The organism is Gemmobacter sp. LW-1, assembly GCF_001303875.1.
In the GTDB taxonomy this organism is placed as follows: Bacteria; Pseudomonadota; Alphaproteobacteria; order Rhodobacterales; family Rhodobacteraceae; genus Gemmobacter; species Gemmobacter caeni.
Map to the genome: position 1 here is coordinate 50,496 of NZ_LJSC01000041.1, position 14,919 is coordinate 65,414.

General features: G+C 64.6%; 16 protein-coding genes. 1 reads left to right on the top strand and 15 read right to left on the bottom strand.

Translation table 11 applies throughout. The features are described 5' to 3' along the window. Positions 1-15: 15 nt before the first annotated feature. Entirely contained in the window at positions 16-984 is a 969-nt protein-coding gene (locus tag AO684_RS10840; RefSeq protein WP_054302765.1) for a LysR family transcriptional regulator, read from the top strand. Here the strand turns inward: AO684_RS10840 and AO684_RS10845 are convergent. From AO684_RS10845 to AO684_RS22265, 15 genes are all read right to left on the bottom strand, one after another. Beyond that, entirely contained in the window at positions 981-2,168 is a 1,188-nt protein-coding gene (locus AO684_RS10845; protein ID WP_054302766.1) for a DegT/DnrJ/EryC1/StrS aminotransferase family protein, read from the bottom strand. The two genes, AO684_RS10840 and AO684_RS10845, sit on opposite strands and share 4 nt — an antisense overlap. Before the next feature lie 113 nt (positions 2,169-2,281). Continuing rightward, a complete protein-coding gene (locus tag AO684_RS10850; protein WP_054302767.1) occupies positions 2,282-3,583 on the bottom strand; it encodes an FAD-binding oxidoreductase in 1,302 nt (433 codons plus the stop codon). Positions 3,584-3,590: 7 nt separating this feature from the next. Further along, on the bottom strand, positions 3,591-4,946 hold the full coding sequence (locus AO684_RS10855; RefSeq protein WP_054302768.1) for a glutamine synthetase family protein: 1,356 nt from the start codon (positions 4,944-4,946) through the stop codon (positions 3,591-3,593). 30 nt (positions 4,947-4,976) lie between these two features. Continuing rightward, the gene (locus AO684_RS10860) at positions 4,977-5,663 is read right to left on the bottom strand and encodes a type 1 glutamine amidotransferase (protein WP_054302769.1); all 687 of its coding nucleotides are present in this window, start codon (positions 5,661-5,663) and stop codon (positions 4,977-4,979) included. A 69-nt stretch (positions 5,664-5,732) separates the two neighbouring features. Continuing rightward, positions 5,733-7,067: a glutamine synthetase family protein gene (locus AO684_RS10865; protein ID WP_054302814.1), complete on the bottom strand. Its 1,335-nt coding sequence runs from the start codon at positions 7,065-7,067 to the stop codon at positions 5,733-5,735. Positions 7,068-7,272: 205 nt separating this feature from the next. Beyond that, a complete protein-coding gene (locus tag AO684_RS10870) occupies positions 7,273-8,100 on the bottom strand; it encodes an ABC transporter permease (protein ID WP_054302770.1) in 828 nt (275 codons plus the stop codon). Next, entirely contained in the window at positions 8,097-8,978 is an 882-nt protein-coding gene (locus AO684_RS10875) for an ABC transporter permease (RefSeq protein WP_054302771.1), read from the bottom strand. The genes AO684_RS10870 and AO684_RS10875 overlap by 4 nt, the downstream gene beginning before the upstream one ends. A 75-nt stretch (positions 8,979-9,053) precedes the next feature. Then, complete coding sequence (locus AO684_RS10880; protein ID WP_054302772.1) at positions 9,054-9,773, bottom strand: transporter substrate-binding domain-containing protein; 720 nt, start codon at positions 9,771-9,773, stop codon at positions 9,054-9,056. A gap of 74 nt (positions 9,774-9,847) precedes the next feature. Then, positions 9,848-10,648 carry an ABC transporter ATP-binding protein gene (locus AO684_RS10885; protein WP_054302773.1) on the bottom strand — a complete coding sequence of 267 codons (801 nt, stop codon included), beginning with the start codon at positions 10,646-10,648 and terminating at the stop codon, positions 9,848-9,850. A gap of 137 nt (positions 10,649-10,785) precedes the next feature. Then, positions 10,786-11,553: a phosphate/phosphite/phosphonate ABC transporter substrate-binding protein gene (locus tag AO684_RS10890; RefSeq protein WP_054302774.1), complete on the bottom strand. Its 768-nt coding sequence runs from the start codon at positions 11,551-11,553 to the stop codon at positions 10,786-10,788. Continuing rightward, positions 11,550-11,990: a TerB family tellurite resistance protein gene (locus AO684_RS10895; protein WP_054302775.1), complete on the bottom strand. Its 441-nt coding sequence runs from the start codon at positions 11,988-11,990 to the stop codon at positions 11,550-11,552. The genes AO684_RS10890 and AO684_RS10895 overlap by 4 nt, the downstream gene beginning before the upstream one ends. 36 nt (positions 11,991-12,026) lie before the next feature. After that, entirely contained in the window at positions 12,027-12,323 is a 297-nt protein-coding gene (locus AO684_RS10900) for a DUF1330 domain-containing protein (RefSeq protein WP_054302776.1), read from the bottom strand. Beyond that, on the bottom strand, positions 12,323-13,234 hold the full coding sequence (locus AO684_RS10905; protein WP_235451269.1) for a PhzF family phenazine biosynthesis protein: 912 nt from the start codon (positions 13,232-13,234) through the stop codon (positions 12,323-12,325). The genes AO684_RS10900 and AO684_RS10905 overlap by 1 nt, the downstream gene beginning before the upstream one ends. After that, positions 13,231-14,007, bottom strand: a complete 777-nt coding sequence (gene rlmJ / locus AO684_RS10910) for a 23S rRNA (adenine(2030)-N(6))-methyltransferase RlmJ (RefSeq protein ID WP_054302777.1) — start codon at positions 14,005-14,007, stop codon at positions 13,231-13,233. Before rlmJ ends, AO684_RS10905 begins: the two co-directional genes overlap by 4 nt. A gap of 56 nt (positions 14,008-14,063) precedes the next feature. Beyond that, positions 14,064-14,919 (bottom strand): FAD/NAD(P)-binding oxidoreductase (locus tag AO684_RS22265; RefSeq protein WP_235451270.1); only part of this gene is annotated, 856 nt, incomplete at its 5' end.

The following is a 14,919-nucleotide window of genomic DNA, read 5'->3' on the forward strand; positions in this document are numbered from 1 at the left end:
GATCCCGGTGCGGCGATGAACGACACCCAGAGCCGCATTTCCCTGTGGGGGGTCGAAATCTTTCTGGCAACCGCCGAAGCCGGGTCGATTTCTGCCGCGGCGCGGCGGCTTGGGGCGAGCACATCGACCCTGAGCCAGCAACTTGCCGGGCTAGAGGGCGTTCTGGGGGTGACGTTGCTGGATCGCGGCGCGCGCCCGATGAGGCTGACCTCAGCGGGGCGCGTCTTTCTGCGGCACGCCCGCAGCATGCTGGACAGCGCGACGGCCGCCCGTGCTGAACTGGCGCTGGCGGATCTGTCGGGGCTGCCCCGCCTGCGTCTGGGCGTGATCGAGGATCTGGACGCCGATGTCACGCCGCGCCTGCTGACCGCGCTTTCGGCGCAGTTTCGCAACAGCCGCTTCCTGCTGGAAACCGGCGCGAGCCATCGCCTTCTGGAGCAGCTTTCCGCCCGTGCGCTGGATATGGTGATCACCGCCGACCCGGGGCTTGCCCGCAGCGCCGAGCCGGGGGAGGAAAGCTATCCTCTGCTGGCAGAGCCGTTCGTGGTCGCCATTCCTCGGGGAACACCGACCGATGCGCTGGCAGACACGCTGCGCGGGCTGCCGCTGATCCACTATTCCGCGCGGCATCTGATGGGGCGGCAGATCGCGGCGCATCTGGCCGGCCAGAGCCTGACACTGGCGCATCGGTTTGAACTGGACAGCTATCACGCCATTCTGGCGATGGTCGCGGCAGGGCAGGGCTGGACGATCCTGACCCCGCTGGCTTTGCACCATGCCGCGCGCTTCCTGCCCGAGGTGGAGGTCTGCCCGCTTCCTTTCGGGGGGCTGGAACGGCGGATCGTGCTGTCAGCCCGCAGCGGCGCCTTACAGACCATGCCGGGGCAGGTGCGCGAGCATGTGCAGGCCCTGCTGGCCGAGGCGGTGATCGCCCCGGCGCTGCTGCGGTGGCCCTGGCTCGACGGGCAGTTGCGGCTGCTTTAGCCCTTCAAATCCGCTGCCGCGGCGACCAGTGCCTCGGCAATGAAATCCAGTTCCGCCCGGTTCAGCCGGGTCGGCAGCCGCACATCACAGGCGCGCATCAGCATGGCCCGGGTCTGCGGCAGCTCTGGCAGGTCACCAAGGAATTGCCAGTTCCAGAAGGCGCGGGCGTTGTCATCGCTGAGCCCGAACACCTGCACCGACACGCCGCGTGTCTTCGCGGCGGTCTGGAATGCGCGTGCTTCGGCGTCGGTCTCGAACCCGACGAGGTTGAACTGGATCGAATCCGGCGCGCGCTCCTCCGGGGCCAGCGGCGCGGGCACCGACAGCCAGGGCGAGCGGTTCAGCGCCTCCGCCACATGGTCGTGGTTCTCGCGCCCCTTTTCGACGCGCCGTGCCAGTTCCGGCAGTTGCGGGCGGATGACGGCGGCAGACAGGTTCTGCATCCGCATATTGTAAAGCGGCAGCTTGTTCTGCCACAGCATATAGCTGTTTTGCAGGCCCGGATGCTTCTTCCAGTTGTGCTCGTAGGCGCCCGACATGATGACCGCACGAGCTGCCAGTTCGGGGTCGTCGGTGATCAGGATGCCACCTTCGCCGGCGTTGATCATCTTGTAAGACTGAAAGCTGAAACAGCCGATCTTGCCGATGGTGCCGATATTGCGGCCATGCCAGGTGGTGCCGAGGCTATGCGCCGCATCCTCGACCACCGGCACGCCCGCAGCATCGCAAAGCTGCATGATCGCGTCCATGTCCGAGGTATGTCCGCGCATGTGGCTGATGATGACCGCCGCCGCGTCGGGCAGCTTGGCGGCGAAGTCGTCCATGTCGACGCGATAGTTCTCGCCCACCTCGACCAGAACGGGGGTGCAATCGGCATGCACCACGGCCGAGGGCACAGCGGCGAAGGTAAATGCCGGGATCAGCACCCTGGCGCTGCGCGGCAGGTCCAGCGCCTTCAGCGACAGAAAGAGCGCAGCGGAACAGGACGATACTGCCAGCGCATAACGCGCGCCCAGAAGCTCGGCGAATTCCGCCTCCAGCAGCGCGACCGGGGCACCTTCCGGCGCCGTGTATCGGAACAGATCGCCCGAGGCGAGCAGCCCCTCGATTGCCGCGCGCGCGGCCTCGGGGATCGGTTCGGCGTCATAAACATTGGGCGGGGCGATCTGTCCGTCAGCGGCCATATTCGGCTTTCCTGAAACTTTTCTTCGGAAAACCTGTAAGCGCTATGCCCCGCCAACGCCAGCAACAACTGCATGACCAGGCGTCGGGACGGGGCTTTCCGCCGACCAGCGCGTCAGATTCCCAGCCGGTCGCGCAGAGAAAACCACGTCATCGCGGCCACCAGCATTGGCCAGCGCAGCGCGACGCCGCCGGGGAAGCGCGGCTGCGGCAGGGCTGCCATCAGATCGAACCGCTCCGCCTGCCCGCGCAAAGTCTCGGCCATCAGCTTGCCCGCCAGTGTCGCCATCGCGACGCCGTGGCCGGAAAATCCGGAGGCCGAGAGGATGTTGCCGGTCACGCGAGTAAAGCAGGGCAGCCGGTTCATTGTGATCGCCAGTGTCCCGCCCCATGCGTAGTCAATCTTCGCATCGCGCAGTTGCGGGTAGACCTCCAGCATCGGTTTCGACACGGTTTTCACGATGTCGGGGAACTTCCAGCCATAGCTTTCGCCGCCGCCGAACAGCAGGCGGTTGTCTTCCGACAGGCGCCAGTAATTCACCACGAATTTGGTATCTGCCACCGCAACGGGTTGTGACAGGATTTCTGCCGCGCGGTCGCCCAAAGGCTCGGTCGCGACGATGAAATTGTTGATCGGCATGACCTTGGCCGCCACCTGCGGCTCAAGCCCGCCGAGATAGCCGTTGCAGGCCAGAACCACATGATCCGCGACGACGCGGCCATGATTGGTGGCGACGGTCGCCGGGGCACCCTTGTCGATCCGGTGCACGGGGCTGGTCTCATGGATCACCGCCCCTGCAGCCATCGCCGCCTGCGCGAGGCCCAATGCATAGTTCAGGGGATGCACATGCCCGGCGCCCCAGTCGATTTCGCCGCCCTTGTAGGCGTCCGACCCGATCAGCGCGCGGATGCCCGCATGGTCCAGCACCTCCAACTGATCATAGCCGTAATCGCGGCGCAGCTTTTCGGCATAGGCATGGGTATGGCGGACCTCGCGGTCATGCCAGCAGGCATGGGCAACGCCGGGATGGAAGGTGCAGGGCATCGCGTGATCGGCGATCAGGCTCTTGACCAGCGCCTTGGCCTCCTCCGCCAGAACCCAGTAGCGGCGGGCGTTTTCACGCCCGGCGATCCGCTCCATTTCTTCCTGGTCAAGCCGCTGGCCGCTGCCGACCTGCCCGCCATTGCGGCCCGAGGCGCCAAAGCCCACGCGATGCGCCTCCAGCACCACGACGCGCAACCCGGCTTGCGCCAGATGCAGCGCGGCGGAAAGGCCGGTATAGCCCGCGCCGATCACGCAGACATCGGCGCGCACCTCGCCCCGCAACTCGGGGAAGGGGGCAAGCTCGGCCTTTGTCGCAGCATAGAAGCTGGCCGGGTAATGCCCCGGCCGGTCATTTGCGTAGAGAAGGTTCATGCGGGCCTCAGACGTTCAGCAGAAGATGCTCACGCTCCCACGGGCTGATGACTTGCAGGAACTCTTTGTATTCATTGCGCTTCACGCTGTCGTAGACACCGCAGAACGTGACGCCCAGTACCTCGCGCAGCGGGCCGTCCTCTTCCAGAAGGTCCAGTGCATCTCCAAGGTTATAGGGGATGTCGTCGCTGTCGATATAGGCGTTGGTCGTGCATTCGGCGCGGGGCATCTTCTTTTCCTTCAGCCCCAGATAGCCGCAGGCGAGGCTTGCGGCGATCCCCAGATAGGGGTTGCAGTCCATGCCTGGCAGCCGGTTTTCTACCCGGCGCGCAGCGGGGCCGGAGATTGGTACACGCAGGCCGGTGGTGCGGTTATCGCGGCCCCATTCCAGATTGATCGGCGCCGCGAAGTCGGGAACATAGCGGCGATAGCTGTTCACATAGGGCGCGAGCAGCGCGATGGCCGCCGGAAGGTGGTTTTGCATCCCGGCGATGAAGTGCAGGAACTCCAGCGTCTCGCCGCCCTCGGCATCGGAAAAGATATTGGCGCCGGTTGCCGTATCCACCACAGAGTGATGGATATGCATGGCCGATCCCGGCTCGCCCGCGATGGGCTTGGCCATGAAGGTGGCGAAACAGTCATGGCGCAGCGCCGCCTCGCGGATAAGCCGCTTAAAGAAGAAGACGTCATCGGCCAGGCGCACCGGATCGCCATGGGCAAGGTTCAGCTCAATCTGCCCGGCGCCGCCTTCCTGAAGAATGCCGTCGATCTCCAGCCCCTGGGCCTCGGCGAAATCATAGATGTCGTCGATGACCTTGCCATATTCATCCACCGCCGACAGGCTGTAGGCCTGTTTCTGCGCGGCGCGGCGGCCGGTGCGGCCCATGGGCGGTTGGATCGGCTGGTTCGGGTCGGTGTTGCGGGCGGTCAGGAAGAATTCCATCTCGGGCGCGACAACCGGGGTCCAGCCCTCGGCCTTGAACAGATCGACCACACGTTTCAGCACGTTGCGCGGGCTGAAGGCAACCGGATTGCCCTGCTGGTCCTGCGCGTCATGGATCACCTGAAGCGTGACATCGGCGGTCCAGGGCGCGGCGGTCGCGGTGCTGAAATCCGGCACGAGGATCATGTCGGGCTCGGTGAACGCATCGAAAGGATTGTCGGCCCATTCGCCGGTGATGGTTTGCAGGAAGATCGAGTTCGGCAGGAAATAGCTGGTCTGCTTGCCGAATTTCGCGGCCGGCATCGCCTTGCCGCGCGCCACACCGGCGACGTCGCCGATCACGCATTCCACCTCGTCCACGCGGCGGTTGGCAATATAGTTCCGGGCTGCCTCGGGCAGCTTGCTCGTCCAATCGGACATGGGTCACACTCTGGTTTTGGCCCTGTGGCCTCAGTTTTCCCCGCGAGGGGCTTTGAAAAATGCGGCAATCCGGCGCGCAATGGTCTGGTCATGGATCGGCGTGCCAAGACGCGCGCCCGCCCTGGCCATCACCTCGTCCGGCACAACGCCCTTGCCGCGCGTCTTCATCAGCCCGTCCACAAATTCGTCGCGGAATTCGGGATGGGCCTGCACGGTCAGCGCCCGGTCATCATAGACCAGCGCGGCATTTTCGCAGAAGGCATTGCTGCCGATGACCTCGGCGCCTTCGGGCCGTTCAACCACCTGATCGCGGTGCCAGGCGTTCAGGGTCAGCGTCTCGTCGCCAAAGGCATAATCGGTCGGGCCGACTGCCCAGCCTCCGCCAAACCGTTCCACCTTGCCGCCAAGCGCCTGTGCGATGATCTGATGGCCGAAACAGATACCGACCATGGGCACATGTTCGGCATAGGCGCGGCGGATGAAGTCTTCCAGCGGCTTGATGAAGGGATGATCCTCGTAGGCGCCATGGCGCGAGCCGGTGATCAGCCAGCCGTCACAGTCATGCACATCGGCGGGAAACTCCATGTCGACCACGCGATAGGTGCGGAAGTCGAAGCCGTTGCCATCCAGCAGGCGGGCAAACATGTCGGGGTAATCCCCCATCTGCGGCGCAAGCGCGTCAGGGGCGAGGCCGGTTTGCAGAATGCCGATGCGCATGGATAACCTGTGTCAGTGATACGGAAAATGTAGCAACCTGCCCCCCCTGACGGCAAGGGGGGCAAGGCATCACACGGTGTCGAGATAAAGCTCGACCTGCTCCTCGGGGCTGAGTTCCGCAAGGTAATGCAGCTCCTGCCGTTTGGTCAGCACGAGATTGTGGATCAGGTCGGGCGGCAGGATGCGCGGCATGATCGTCGAATTTTCGAAGGCGTCGATCGCTTCGGCCCAGTTCGCCGGGATCTGCGGCAGGTCCAGCGCATAGGCATTGCCGGTGATCGGCGAAGGCGGCTCCATCTCGTCCTCAATGCCGACAAGCGCGGCACCAAGGATGGTGGCAAGCATGAGGTAGGGGTTCACGTCCCCCCCCGCCACCCGATGTTCCACCCGCCGGGCCGAGGGGCTGCCCGCCGGAATGCGGATCGCGGCGGTGCGGTTCTCGTAGCCCCAGGCAATCGCTGTGGGCGCATGCTTGCCAGGCACCAGCCGGTCATAGCTGTTCTGATGCGGCGCGAAGATCAGTGTGCTGTCATGCATCGCATGCAGGCAGCCCGCCACCGCCTGACGCAGCGCCGCCGTGCCCTTCGGCCCGCCGCTGTCAAAGATATTGTCACCGTCCTTGTCGATCACGCTGAAATGGGTGTGCAGCCCCGAGCCGGAATATTCGGCATAGGGTTTTGCCATGAAGCTGGCGGCAAAGCCGTGACGGCGGGCCAGCCCCTTCACCAGCATCTTGAACAGCCATGCGTCATCCGCCGCGCGCAGCGGATCGTCGCAATGCATCAGGTTCATCTCGAACTGGCCCAGCCCGGTTTCCGATGTGGTGGTATCGGCCGGAATGTCCATCGCCTCGCAGGCGTCGTAAAGATCGGTGAAGAAGGTGTCGAAGGCATCAAGCGCCCGGATCGACAGCGTTTCCGCAGCCTTGCGCCGCTTGCCGGACCGGGGAGAGGCGGGCACCTGCATGGTCTTGCCGCTGTCGTCGATCAGAAAGAATTCCAGTTCCATCGCGCAAACCGGGGTCAGGCCGCGTGCCTTGTAGCGGTCGACCACCGCGCGCAGGGCATGGCGCGGATCACCGTCATAGGGCAGGCCGTTTTCGCGGAACATCCAGATCGGCAACAGCGCGGTCGGGGCCTCCAGCCAGGGCATTGGCATGAACCCACGTTCGGTGGGCTTCAGCACGCCATCCTGATCGCCCTGTTCAAAGACCAGCGGGCTGTCGTCGATATCCTCGCCCCAGATGTCGAGGTTCAGGACCGAGAACGGGAAGCGCGTGCCGTTCTTCACCACATTCTCGGCAAAGCGGGCGGGGATGCGCTTGCCGCGCGCCTGTCCGTTCAGGTCTGCCGCTGCCACCCGGATCGTGCGGACCTCTGGGTGTTTACGAAGCCAATCCTTCATACTCATCGTGTCGTTCAAGACCGTCAGGCGCCGGTTCACCGTCGTGGGCCCTCGCGCCCGCCGGGGTGAGAGCCATGCCCTTGGCCCTTTCTCCCTTGTTTGATCCTTGCCATCCACGCCCGCCCGACGGGGCAGGGGACGCCATATGCCCCGCAGGGCGCACGGTTCGGGCGACGGCCCGAAGAATTTGATCAAATAATGGATACTATCGGATCAGCCTCGGACGCAAGCGAATTTTGCTGCGAATGTTCGATGGCAGGTGCCGGTTCAGCCTCCGGTTCACGATTCCGAACAAAAGGATCAGCGTCGCGGTCAACATGATGAAATAGAAGGCGACGATCGGATAGGGCACGAAAGGGTTGAACGTCTTGTCCGCGAAGTAGTTCGCGTAATAGAGCGCATCGCCCCTTTGCTGGAACGCCGGGAAGCCGGAAAAGAACACCAGCGTGGTGGCGTGGAACAGAAAAATCGCCTCGTTGGTATAGGCAGGCCAGGCCAGCCGCAGCATGGTAGGCCACTGGATGCGGCGGAACTTGGACCAGCCATGGATGCCGTAAGCCTCGGCCGCCTCCAGATCGCCTTTCGGCACCGACATCAGGGCGCCATAGAAGATCTCGGCGGCATAGGCGGCGGTATTGAGGAACAGCACGATCAGCGCGCCTGCCCATGCGCTTGTCAGCCAGTTGGTCGCAATATGCAGCCCGAAAATGTCGATTCCGCCGCGCGGCAGCATCACCAGTGCCGAATAGGCAAGGAAGAACTGGATGAACAGCGGCGAGCCGCGGAACACGAAGATGAACCATTCAGCCGGTTTGCGCGCCCATGGGTTGTGCGAGGCCTTCGCCATGGCCAGCGCATTGGCGAAGAAGAAGCCGAACATCAGCGCCAGCGCGCCGAAATAGATGTTCCAGATCAGGCCGGAGCCGATCAGGGTGAATTGCTGGCACAGGGTGAAATCGCTGCGTGGCAGCAGTTTCTCGCCATAACCGAGGCTGCGGAAGGCATAGGCGCCAATGGTTTCCCAGCAGGTCATTGCGCGGCCCTCCGCATCGCCTCGCCAGCGGCGGTGGCCTGGCCATGGTTCAGTCGTGCCGACAGACGGCCCAGCAGGATTTCGGAAACGCGCGTCATGCAGAGATAGGCCACCAGCAGGAAGAGGAAATACCACAGCCGCCAGTCGGGATGCGGATAGGCATAAGCCTGGGTTTTGGCGCTGCCCAGTTCGCGCGCCCAATAAACGATGTCCTTGACCCCCAGGAGAAACAGCAGCGGCGTCGCCTTGATGAGGATCATCCACAGGTTCGACAGGCCCGGCAGCGCATAGGTCCACATCTGCGGCACCAGAATGCGGCGGAACACCTGACGGGGTGTCATGCCATAGCTTTCGGCGGTTTCAAGCTGCGCGCGGGGCACTGCATTCATGGCCCCATAAAGCACGTTCGCCGCGAAAGCCCCGAAGACGATTGAGAAGGTAAAGACCGCCAGCGCAAAGCCGTAAAGCTGGTGCCAGATCTGCGACGATGACCCCAGCGGCACCTTGGCCTGCGGGCAGACGCGGAATTCCAGCCCCTGGCGGATCGGCTCTTTCCAGTCCGGGCAGACCACCTGATGCTTCATCCACTCGATCCCCTGATCAAGGGCGATGACGAAGAACATGAAGAACACGATGTCCGGCACGCCGCGCACCATGACGATGTAAATCTTGCCCAGCCAGCTGACAGGCGCGATATGGCTGCGCGCCGCCATGGCGCCGCCAAACCCGAAGGCCAGCGCCGTGGGGGCGGTGACCGCAAGCAGGGTCAAAACCGTCAGGAACGAGGTGTAGAAGCCAAGATGCTTGCCGGAGGTCAGATAGCACAGAAGCCAGCTGAAGCCTTCCAGCGCCTTGGGGTCGGCGCAAAAGCTGAACATGGGTGACAGATCGCTGGGGCCGCGCGGGGCAGGTCGGAACACCCCGCCGGACGAACCGGCGGGGCAGGGGCGAAATCAGAACAGCGGCGTATCTTCGCCGAAGTGCTTTTTCAGCGCGGCGTTCAGGGTGCCGTCGGCTTTCATCGACTGGATCGCGGCGGTGAATTTCTCGCGCAGTTCATTGTCGCTTTGACGGAAGCCGAGGCCGACACCGCCGCCCAGTTCCACATCGTCGCCCACGAACATCAGTTCGCCGTTCGACTGCTCGACATAGGGCTTCAGGAAGTCCTTGTCGGCAAACACTGCGGCCGCCTCGCCGTTGCGGACGGCGGCGATGGTTTCGTCGGGGGTGGCGAATTCCAGCAGGGTCGCGCCGGATTCGGCGACATAGCCCGCCTGAATGGTGCCGACCTGCGCCGAGACCACGCCCTTGATGTCAGCGCCCGCATCCGAGGCCACATAGGCCGAGGCGGCCGGGGGGAAGTAGTTCTCCGAGAAGCTGATGACCTTCGAGCGTTCGTCGGTGATGCTCATGCCCGCGATGATGACATCATAGTTGCCCGATTGCAGGTTCGGGATGATCGAATCCCAGTCGTTCGTCACCCATTCGCAGGTCAGTTCGGCGCGCTTGCACAGTTCGTCGCCCACTTCACGCTCGAACCCGGCGACCTGGCCGTTGTCGTCGATGAAGTTGAAGGGCGGATAGGCGCCCTCGGTGCCCAGACGCACGGTCTGCGCGGCAGCCGCACCGCCGGTAAGCGCCAGAAGCGCGGTGGCAAGAAGCAGTTTCTTCATTGTTGGTCTCCCCTTGGTGATCTGATTTCTTTTTGGCCCGGAACGGCGGCGCAATCCAGCGTCAGGCGATGGTTTCAGGCCATTGTGGCTGAAAGGAAGCCGCGCAACCGTTCGGTCTGCGGATTTCCGAAAAGCTGGTCGGGCGGGCCTTCCTCCTCGATCCGGCCCTGATGCAGGAAGACGACGTGATCGGACACATCGTTGGCCATCTTCATGTCATGGGTCACGATGATCATGGTCCGGCCTTCCTCGGCCAGCGCCTTGATCACCTTCACCACTTCCTGCTCAAGTTCGGGATCCAGCGCCGATGTCGGTTCATCGAACAGCAGGGCGCGCGGCTCCATGCACAGGGCGCGGGCGATGGCGGCGCGCTGCTGCTGGCCACCGGAAAGCTGCGCGGGCCAGGCATCGGCCTTGTCGGCAATGCCAACCTTGGCCAGATATTCACGCGCCTTCGCCTCGACCTCTTTCGGGTCGCGTTTCAGTACGGTCAGCGGTGCTTCCATGACGTTCTGGAGGATCGTCATATGGGCCCAGAGGTTAAACTGCTGGAAAACCATCGACAGATTGGTGCGGATACGCAGAACCTGTGCCTTGTCAGCCGGGTGACGGTGCAGGCCGGTACCCTTCCAGTGGACGGCTTCACCCTCGAACAGGATGTCGCCCTGCTGGCTGTCTTCCAGCAGGTTGCAGCAGCGCAGCAGCGTGGATTTGCCAGAGCCGGACGACCCGATCAGCGAAAGCACATGGCCTTTCGGTGCGGTCATTCCGACGCCCTTCAGCACCTCCAGCGGACCGTAGGATTTATGAAGATCTCGGATCTCGATGACCGGAACGCTGGCGTCCGGGGCGGGCGTAAGTTGGTCGGCAGTCACGGTTTCTCGCTTGTCGTTGGCCTGTCAGGGCTCCCTTGACGGTCGAGTAGTGCGGAATTCGTGGTGCATTGCAACGTCAATTGTGTCGGAACAAACAGAGTTGCCTGCAAAATGGGCAATCTGCCCGTTCATTTCGGTCAGCCCTGCGCCAAAGCGGGCGGTGGCGGGATCGGCACGGCAAGATAGTCGGCAGAGGGAATCTGGATCAGCCCGCACAGGCCAAGCGCGGCCCGGTCATCCGGCGGCAGGGTGACAATGGCCTCGGCCACGGCGGCGGCCAGCGGCGCGGGATCGGTGCCCCGCGCGGTGACATAGGGCAGGCCGGGCGTGGGGGCGGTCTGGCCGATCACGCGCAGGCGTGCCGCCAAGTCCGGCTCCCACCGCAGCAAAAGCCGCCATGTCACCGCATCAAGGCTTGCCCAGTCTGCCCGCCCTTCCGCCACAGCACGGGCAGAGGCGGCATGACCGCCGGTTTCCAGCGCGGGGCGGATCGTCAGGCCAAGGGCCGTCATATGGTTTGCGGCGGCGGCCCAGCCCGATTGCGAGCGCGCTTCGTTGAAGGCGAAGGCGGCATCGGCAAAATCGGCCAGTTCCGCGCGCGGATCATCGCCGCGCGCGACCAGAACGCTGCGATAATAGCCGGGCGGGCAGCCTTCCACCCCGAAATCAGGGGTGCCGACCAGCGTCACCACCTCCTTCAACTCGGTGCGATAGGGCATGCCGCAGGTCTGCGAGAGCAACAGGCCGGGCGAATGCCAGCCCGCCCACCAGGCGCGGTCGTCACGGGTCAGTGCCTCGGGTGCCTCGATCCCGCGTTTGCGCAGCCCGTCGCGGATCAGCGACCAGTAAAGATCGGTCGGGCCGCGCAACTCGGGCCGGTCATACATGCCAAGGGCGGCGATCATTGCGCGGCCTCGGCCCGTTGCCGGGCCTGCGCCGATTCGACATCGGTCAGCCCCAGCAGATTGGCGATGAGCCGCAGCATCTGATCCTCGTCATCCGAACGCTGCCCGTCAGCAAGCGCCACGGTCCAGAGACCCTCGACCAGCGCCGCCCGCGACTCCAGCGGCACGGCCTCCTTGAGCGCGCGGGTAAAGCGCACGGTATCGGGTGCGGAGGCTTCCAGCGCCTCTGCCTCTGCGCGCAGCGCGGCAGCGGTAAAGGGCGACATTCCGTGTACGCGGGTCAGAACCGCGTCGATCCGCGATTGCTCGGCCGGGTCATACACACCGTCCGCACGTGCCACGCGCACCAGCAGCGCCGCGAGTGCCAGCTTTGCCTCATCTGCGCCCAGACGGGCCGGGGCGGGGGCGGTCAGGCATCGCAGGAGTTTTTCGAACATGGTGCTTTCCGTTTTTCTGGCCCTGGCGGTTAGGCCTCAGGCGGCATCCCATCCGGCGACAATCATCACATCCGCGCGCGAGACGGGTTCGCGCAGCGCCTTCGCAGCCTGATATTCCGGGCTGTGATAGCAGGCGCGGGCAGTCTCGAGATCGGCGAATTCGATCACGACCGTGCGGGATTTCGCGCTGCCCTCCACGACCTGCTGCTCGCCGCCCCGCACCAGAAAGCGCGCGCCGTATCGGTCGAAGGGCAGGGCGTTTGCCTGGCGATAGGCCTCGTAGGCCTCGGCATCGTCGATTTCGACATGGGCAACCCAATAGGCTTTGGTCATCACGCGCCTCCCGGTATGCGAATACGGCCCTGCGACACGGGGACGGCGCTGCCGCGAATGCGGACGGCGGCAAGGCCGTCGGTCCCGTAATCGACCGTCATGGTCAGTTCGGAAGGCCGACCCATTTCGACGCCCTGACGCAGCCGAAACACCTGCGTGCCGCTGCGCAGAACCCGTGCGGCCCGCAGTTGCGCCGCCAGAATGGCAGTGGCCGAGCCGGTGGCGGGGTCTTCCGGGATGCCGGCGGTGGGCGAGAACATCCGCGCGCGGAAATCGCAATCTGTGCCTTCGGTGTAAAGATAAGCGCTGTCCACCCCGGCGCAATCCATGAGGTCGGACCAGTGCGGCTCGATCGGCCGGGTGCGGGCCAGCACATCCTGCGATGTGACGGGGACGTAAAGGAAGCTTGGGCCGCCCTGCCAGATACCGGGACGATGGGCGGCGAAACCGATGTCGGCCTCTTCAATGTCCAGCGCGCGGGCGATCAGGTCCGTGGGGGCCTGGCCGGGTGCGGCCTTGGGCAGCACCGGCGCCGTGAACTCGGCTTCCACGATAGCGCCACGCCGCGTCACCTGCACCGGCACCAGCCCGGCTTCCTCCTCCAGCACCAGATCGGCGCGGAAATCGCCGGGGCCATGAGCGCGGGTTGCCAGAAGAATTGCGCAACCGATGGTCGGATGCCCGGCAAAGGGGATTTCGGCCGTCGGGAAGAAGATCCGAACCCGCGCGGTATGCGCCGGATTCACCGGAGGCTGGACGAAGATCGTCTCGGACAGATTGAACTCGCGCGCGATGACCTGCATTTGCCGTGCCGACAGCACGTCGGCCCCCAGCACCACGGCCAGCGGGTTCCCGGCAAAGGGCGTTTCGGTGAAAACGTCCAGCGTATGAAATTCCAGCATATCGGTCATGGTGCCTTGAACAGCTTTGAAAGATCGGCGGCCGCCTCGGTCAACCCCCAGGGCGGGTTCACCACGAACATGCCCGAGCCGATCATGCGATGCCCCGGACGCACGGGCGGAAAACGCACCTCGTGGCGCAGGTGATCGGGGTGGGTCTGCTCCAGCCGGTCCAGCATCTCGCGATGCGCGCCCGAAGTCAGGATCGGATACCAGAGCATCAGGATGCCCACATTCCATTTGCGCGCGATGGCGGCGAAATGTTTGGGGATATTCTGGTAGTCCTCTTTAACCTCATAGGACGGATCGCAAAGCAGCAGCCCGCGCCGGGGCGTGGGCGGCGTGAGCGCCAGCGCGAGGTCAAAGCCGTCGCGCTTGTAGATATGGGCCGGGAAATCCGCCATCGCCCCGGTCAGCGCGGCATGTTCCTGCGGGTGCAACTCGGCCAGATGGATATTGTCCATGTCACGCAGCGACAGCGCCGCCACAAGCGGCGAGCCGGGATAGGCCATTTCTCCCCAGCGACCGCGCACCGCGTTCAGCCGCTGTCGGTAGGGATGGTCGGCGGGCAGACGGCGCTCCAGCACCGAAATGCCGCCTGCCGCCTCGCCGGTCTTCAGCGCCTCGTCGCTGCCAAGGTCGTAAAGCCCGCGCCCGGCGTGCGTCTCGATATAGGTAAGCGGCTTGTCCTTGCCCACAAGATATTGAAGGGCCGAGGCCAGCAGCGCGTGTTTCTGCACATCGGCCGGGTTCCCGGCATGGTAGATATGTTGGTAAGACAGCATGGGTCAGGCGTAGCCTTGGCAGGGCTGCGCCGCAAGAGAAATAGCCGTGAGCGGCGTCACAGCCGCGCGGCGAGGCGGGTGCCCTGGTCGATGGCACGCTTGGCGTCCAGTTCCGCGGCCACATCGGCACCACCGATGATATGGAAGGCACGGCCCGCAGCCTCCAGCGCCGGGGCAAGGCTTCGGTCGGGGTCTTGCCCGGCGCAGATCACCACCGTATCGACGGGCAGAACCTGCGGTTCACCGTTCACTGTGACGGCAAGCCCTTCTGGCGTGATCGCGTCATAGGCCACCCCGCCCAGCATCTTCACCCCCTTCATCTGCAACGTGGCACGGTGAATCCAGCCGGTCGTCTTGCCCAGCTTGCGGCCGGGCTTTTCGGGTTTGCGCTGCAACAGCCAGACCTGCCGCGCGGGCGCTTCGGGCTGCGGGCCTTCGGGGGCAAGGCCGCCCGCCACCTGTGCCGGATCGCCGACACCCCATTCGCGGCGCCAGAGCGCCGGGTCCAGCGCGGGGCTGGTGCCGTGATGGGTCAGGAATTCGGCAACATCGAAACCGATGCCGCCCGCCCCCACAACTGCCACGCGCTTCCCGACGGGGGCACCCCGCAAAACCTCGCGGTAGCCCAGAACCTGCGGCAGATCCTCACCCGTGATCCCGGCGGTGCGCGGGGTGATGCCGGTGGCGAGGATGACCTCGTCGAAGCCTTCCAGCATGTCGGGCGTCACTTCGTTATCTAGATGCAGATCGACGGTGGAGGCGGCGATACTCGCCTCGAACCAGTCGATCAACCCGCGAAACTCCTCCTTGCCGGGGATGCTGGCGGCCAGATGCAATTGCCCGCCCACGCGCGCGGCACGGTCGAAAAGCGTGACGGCATGGCCGCGCCCTGCGGCGGTCAGCGCCGCAGAC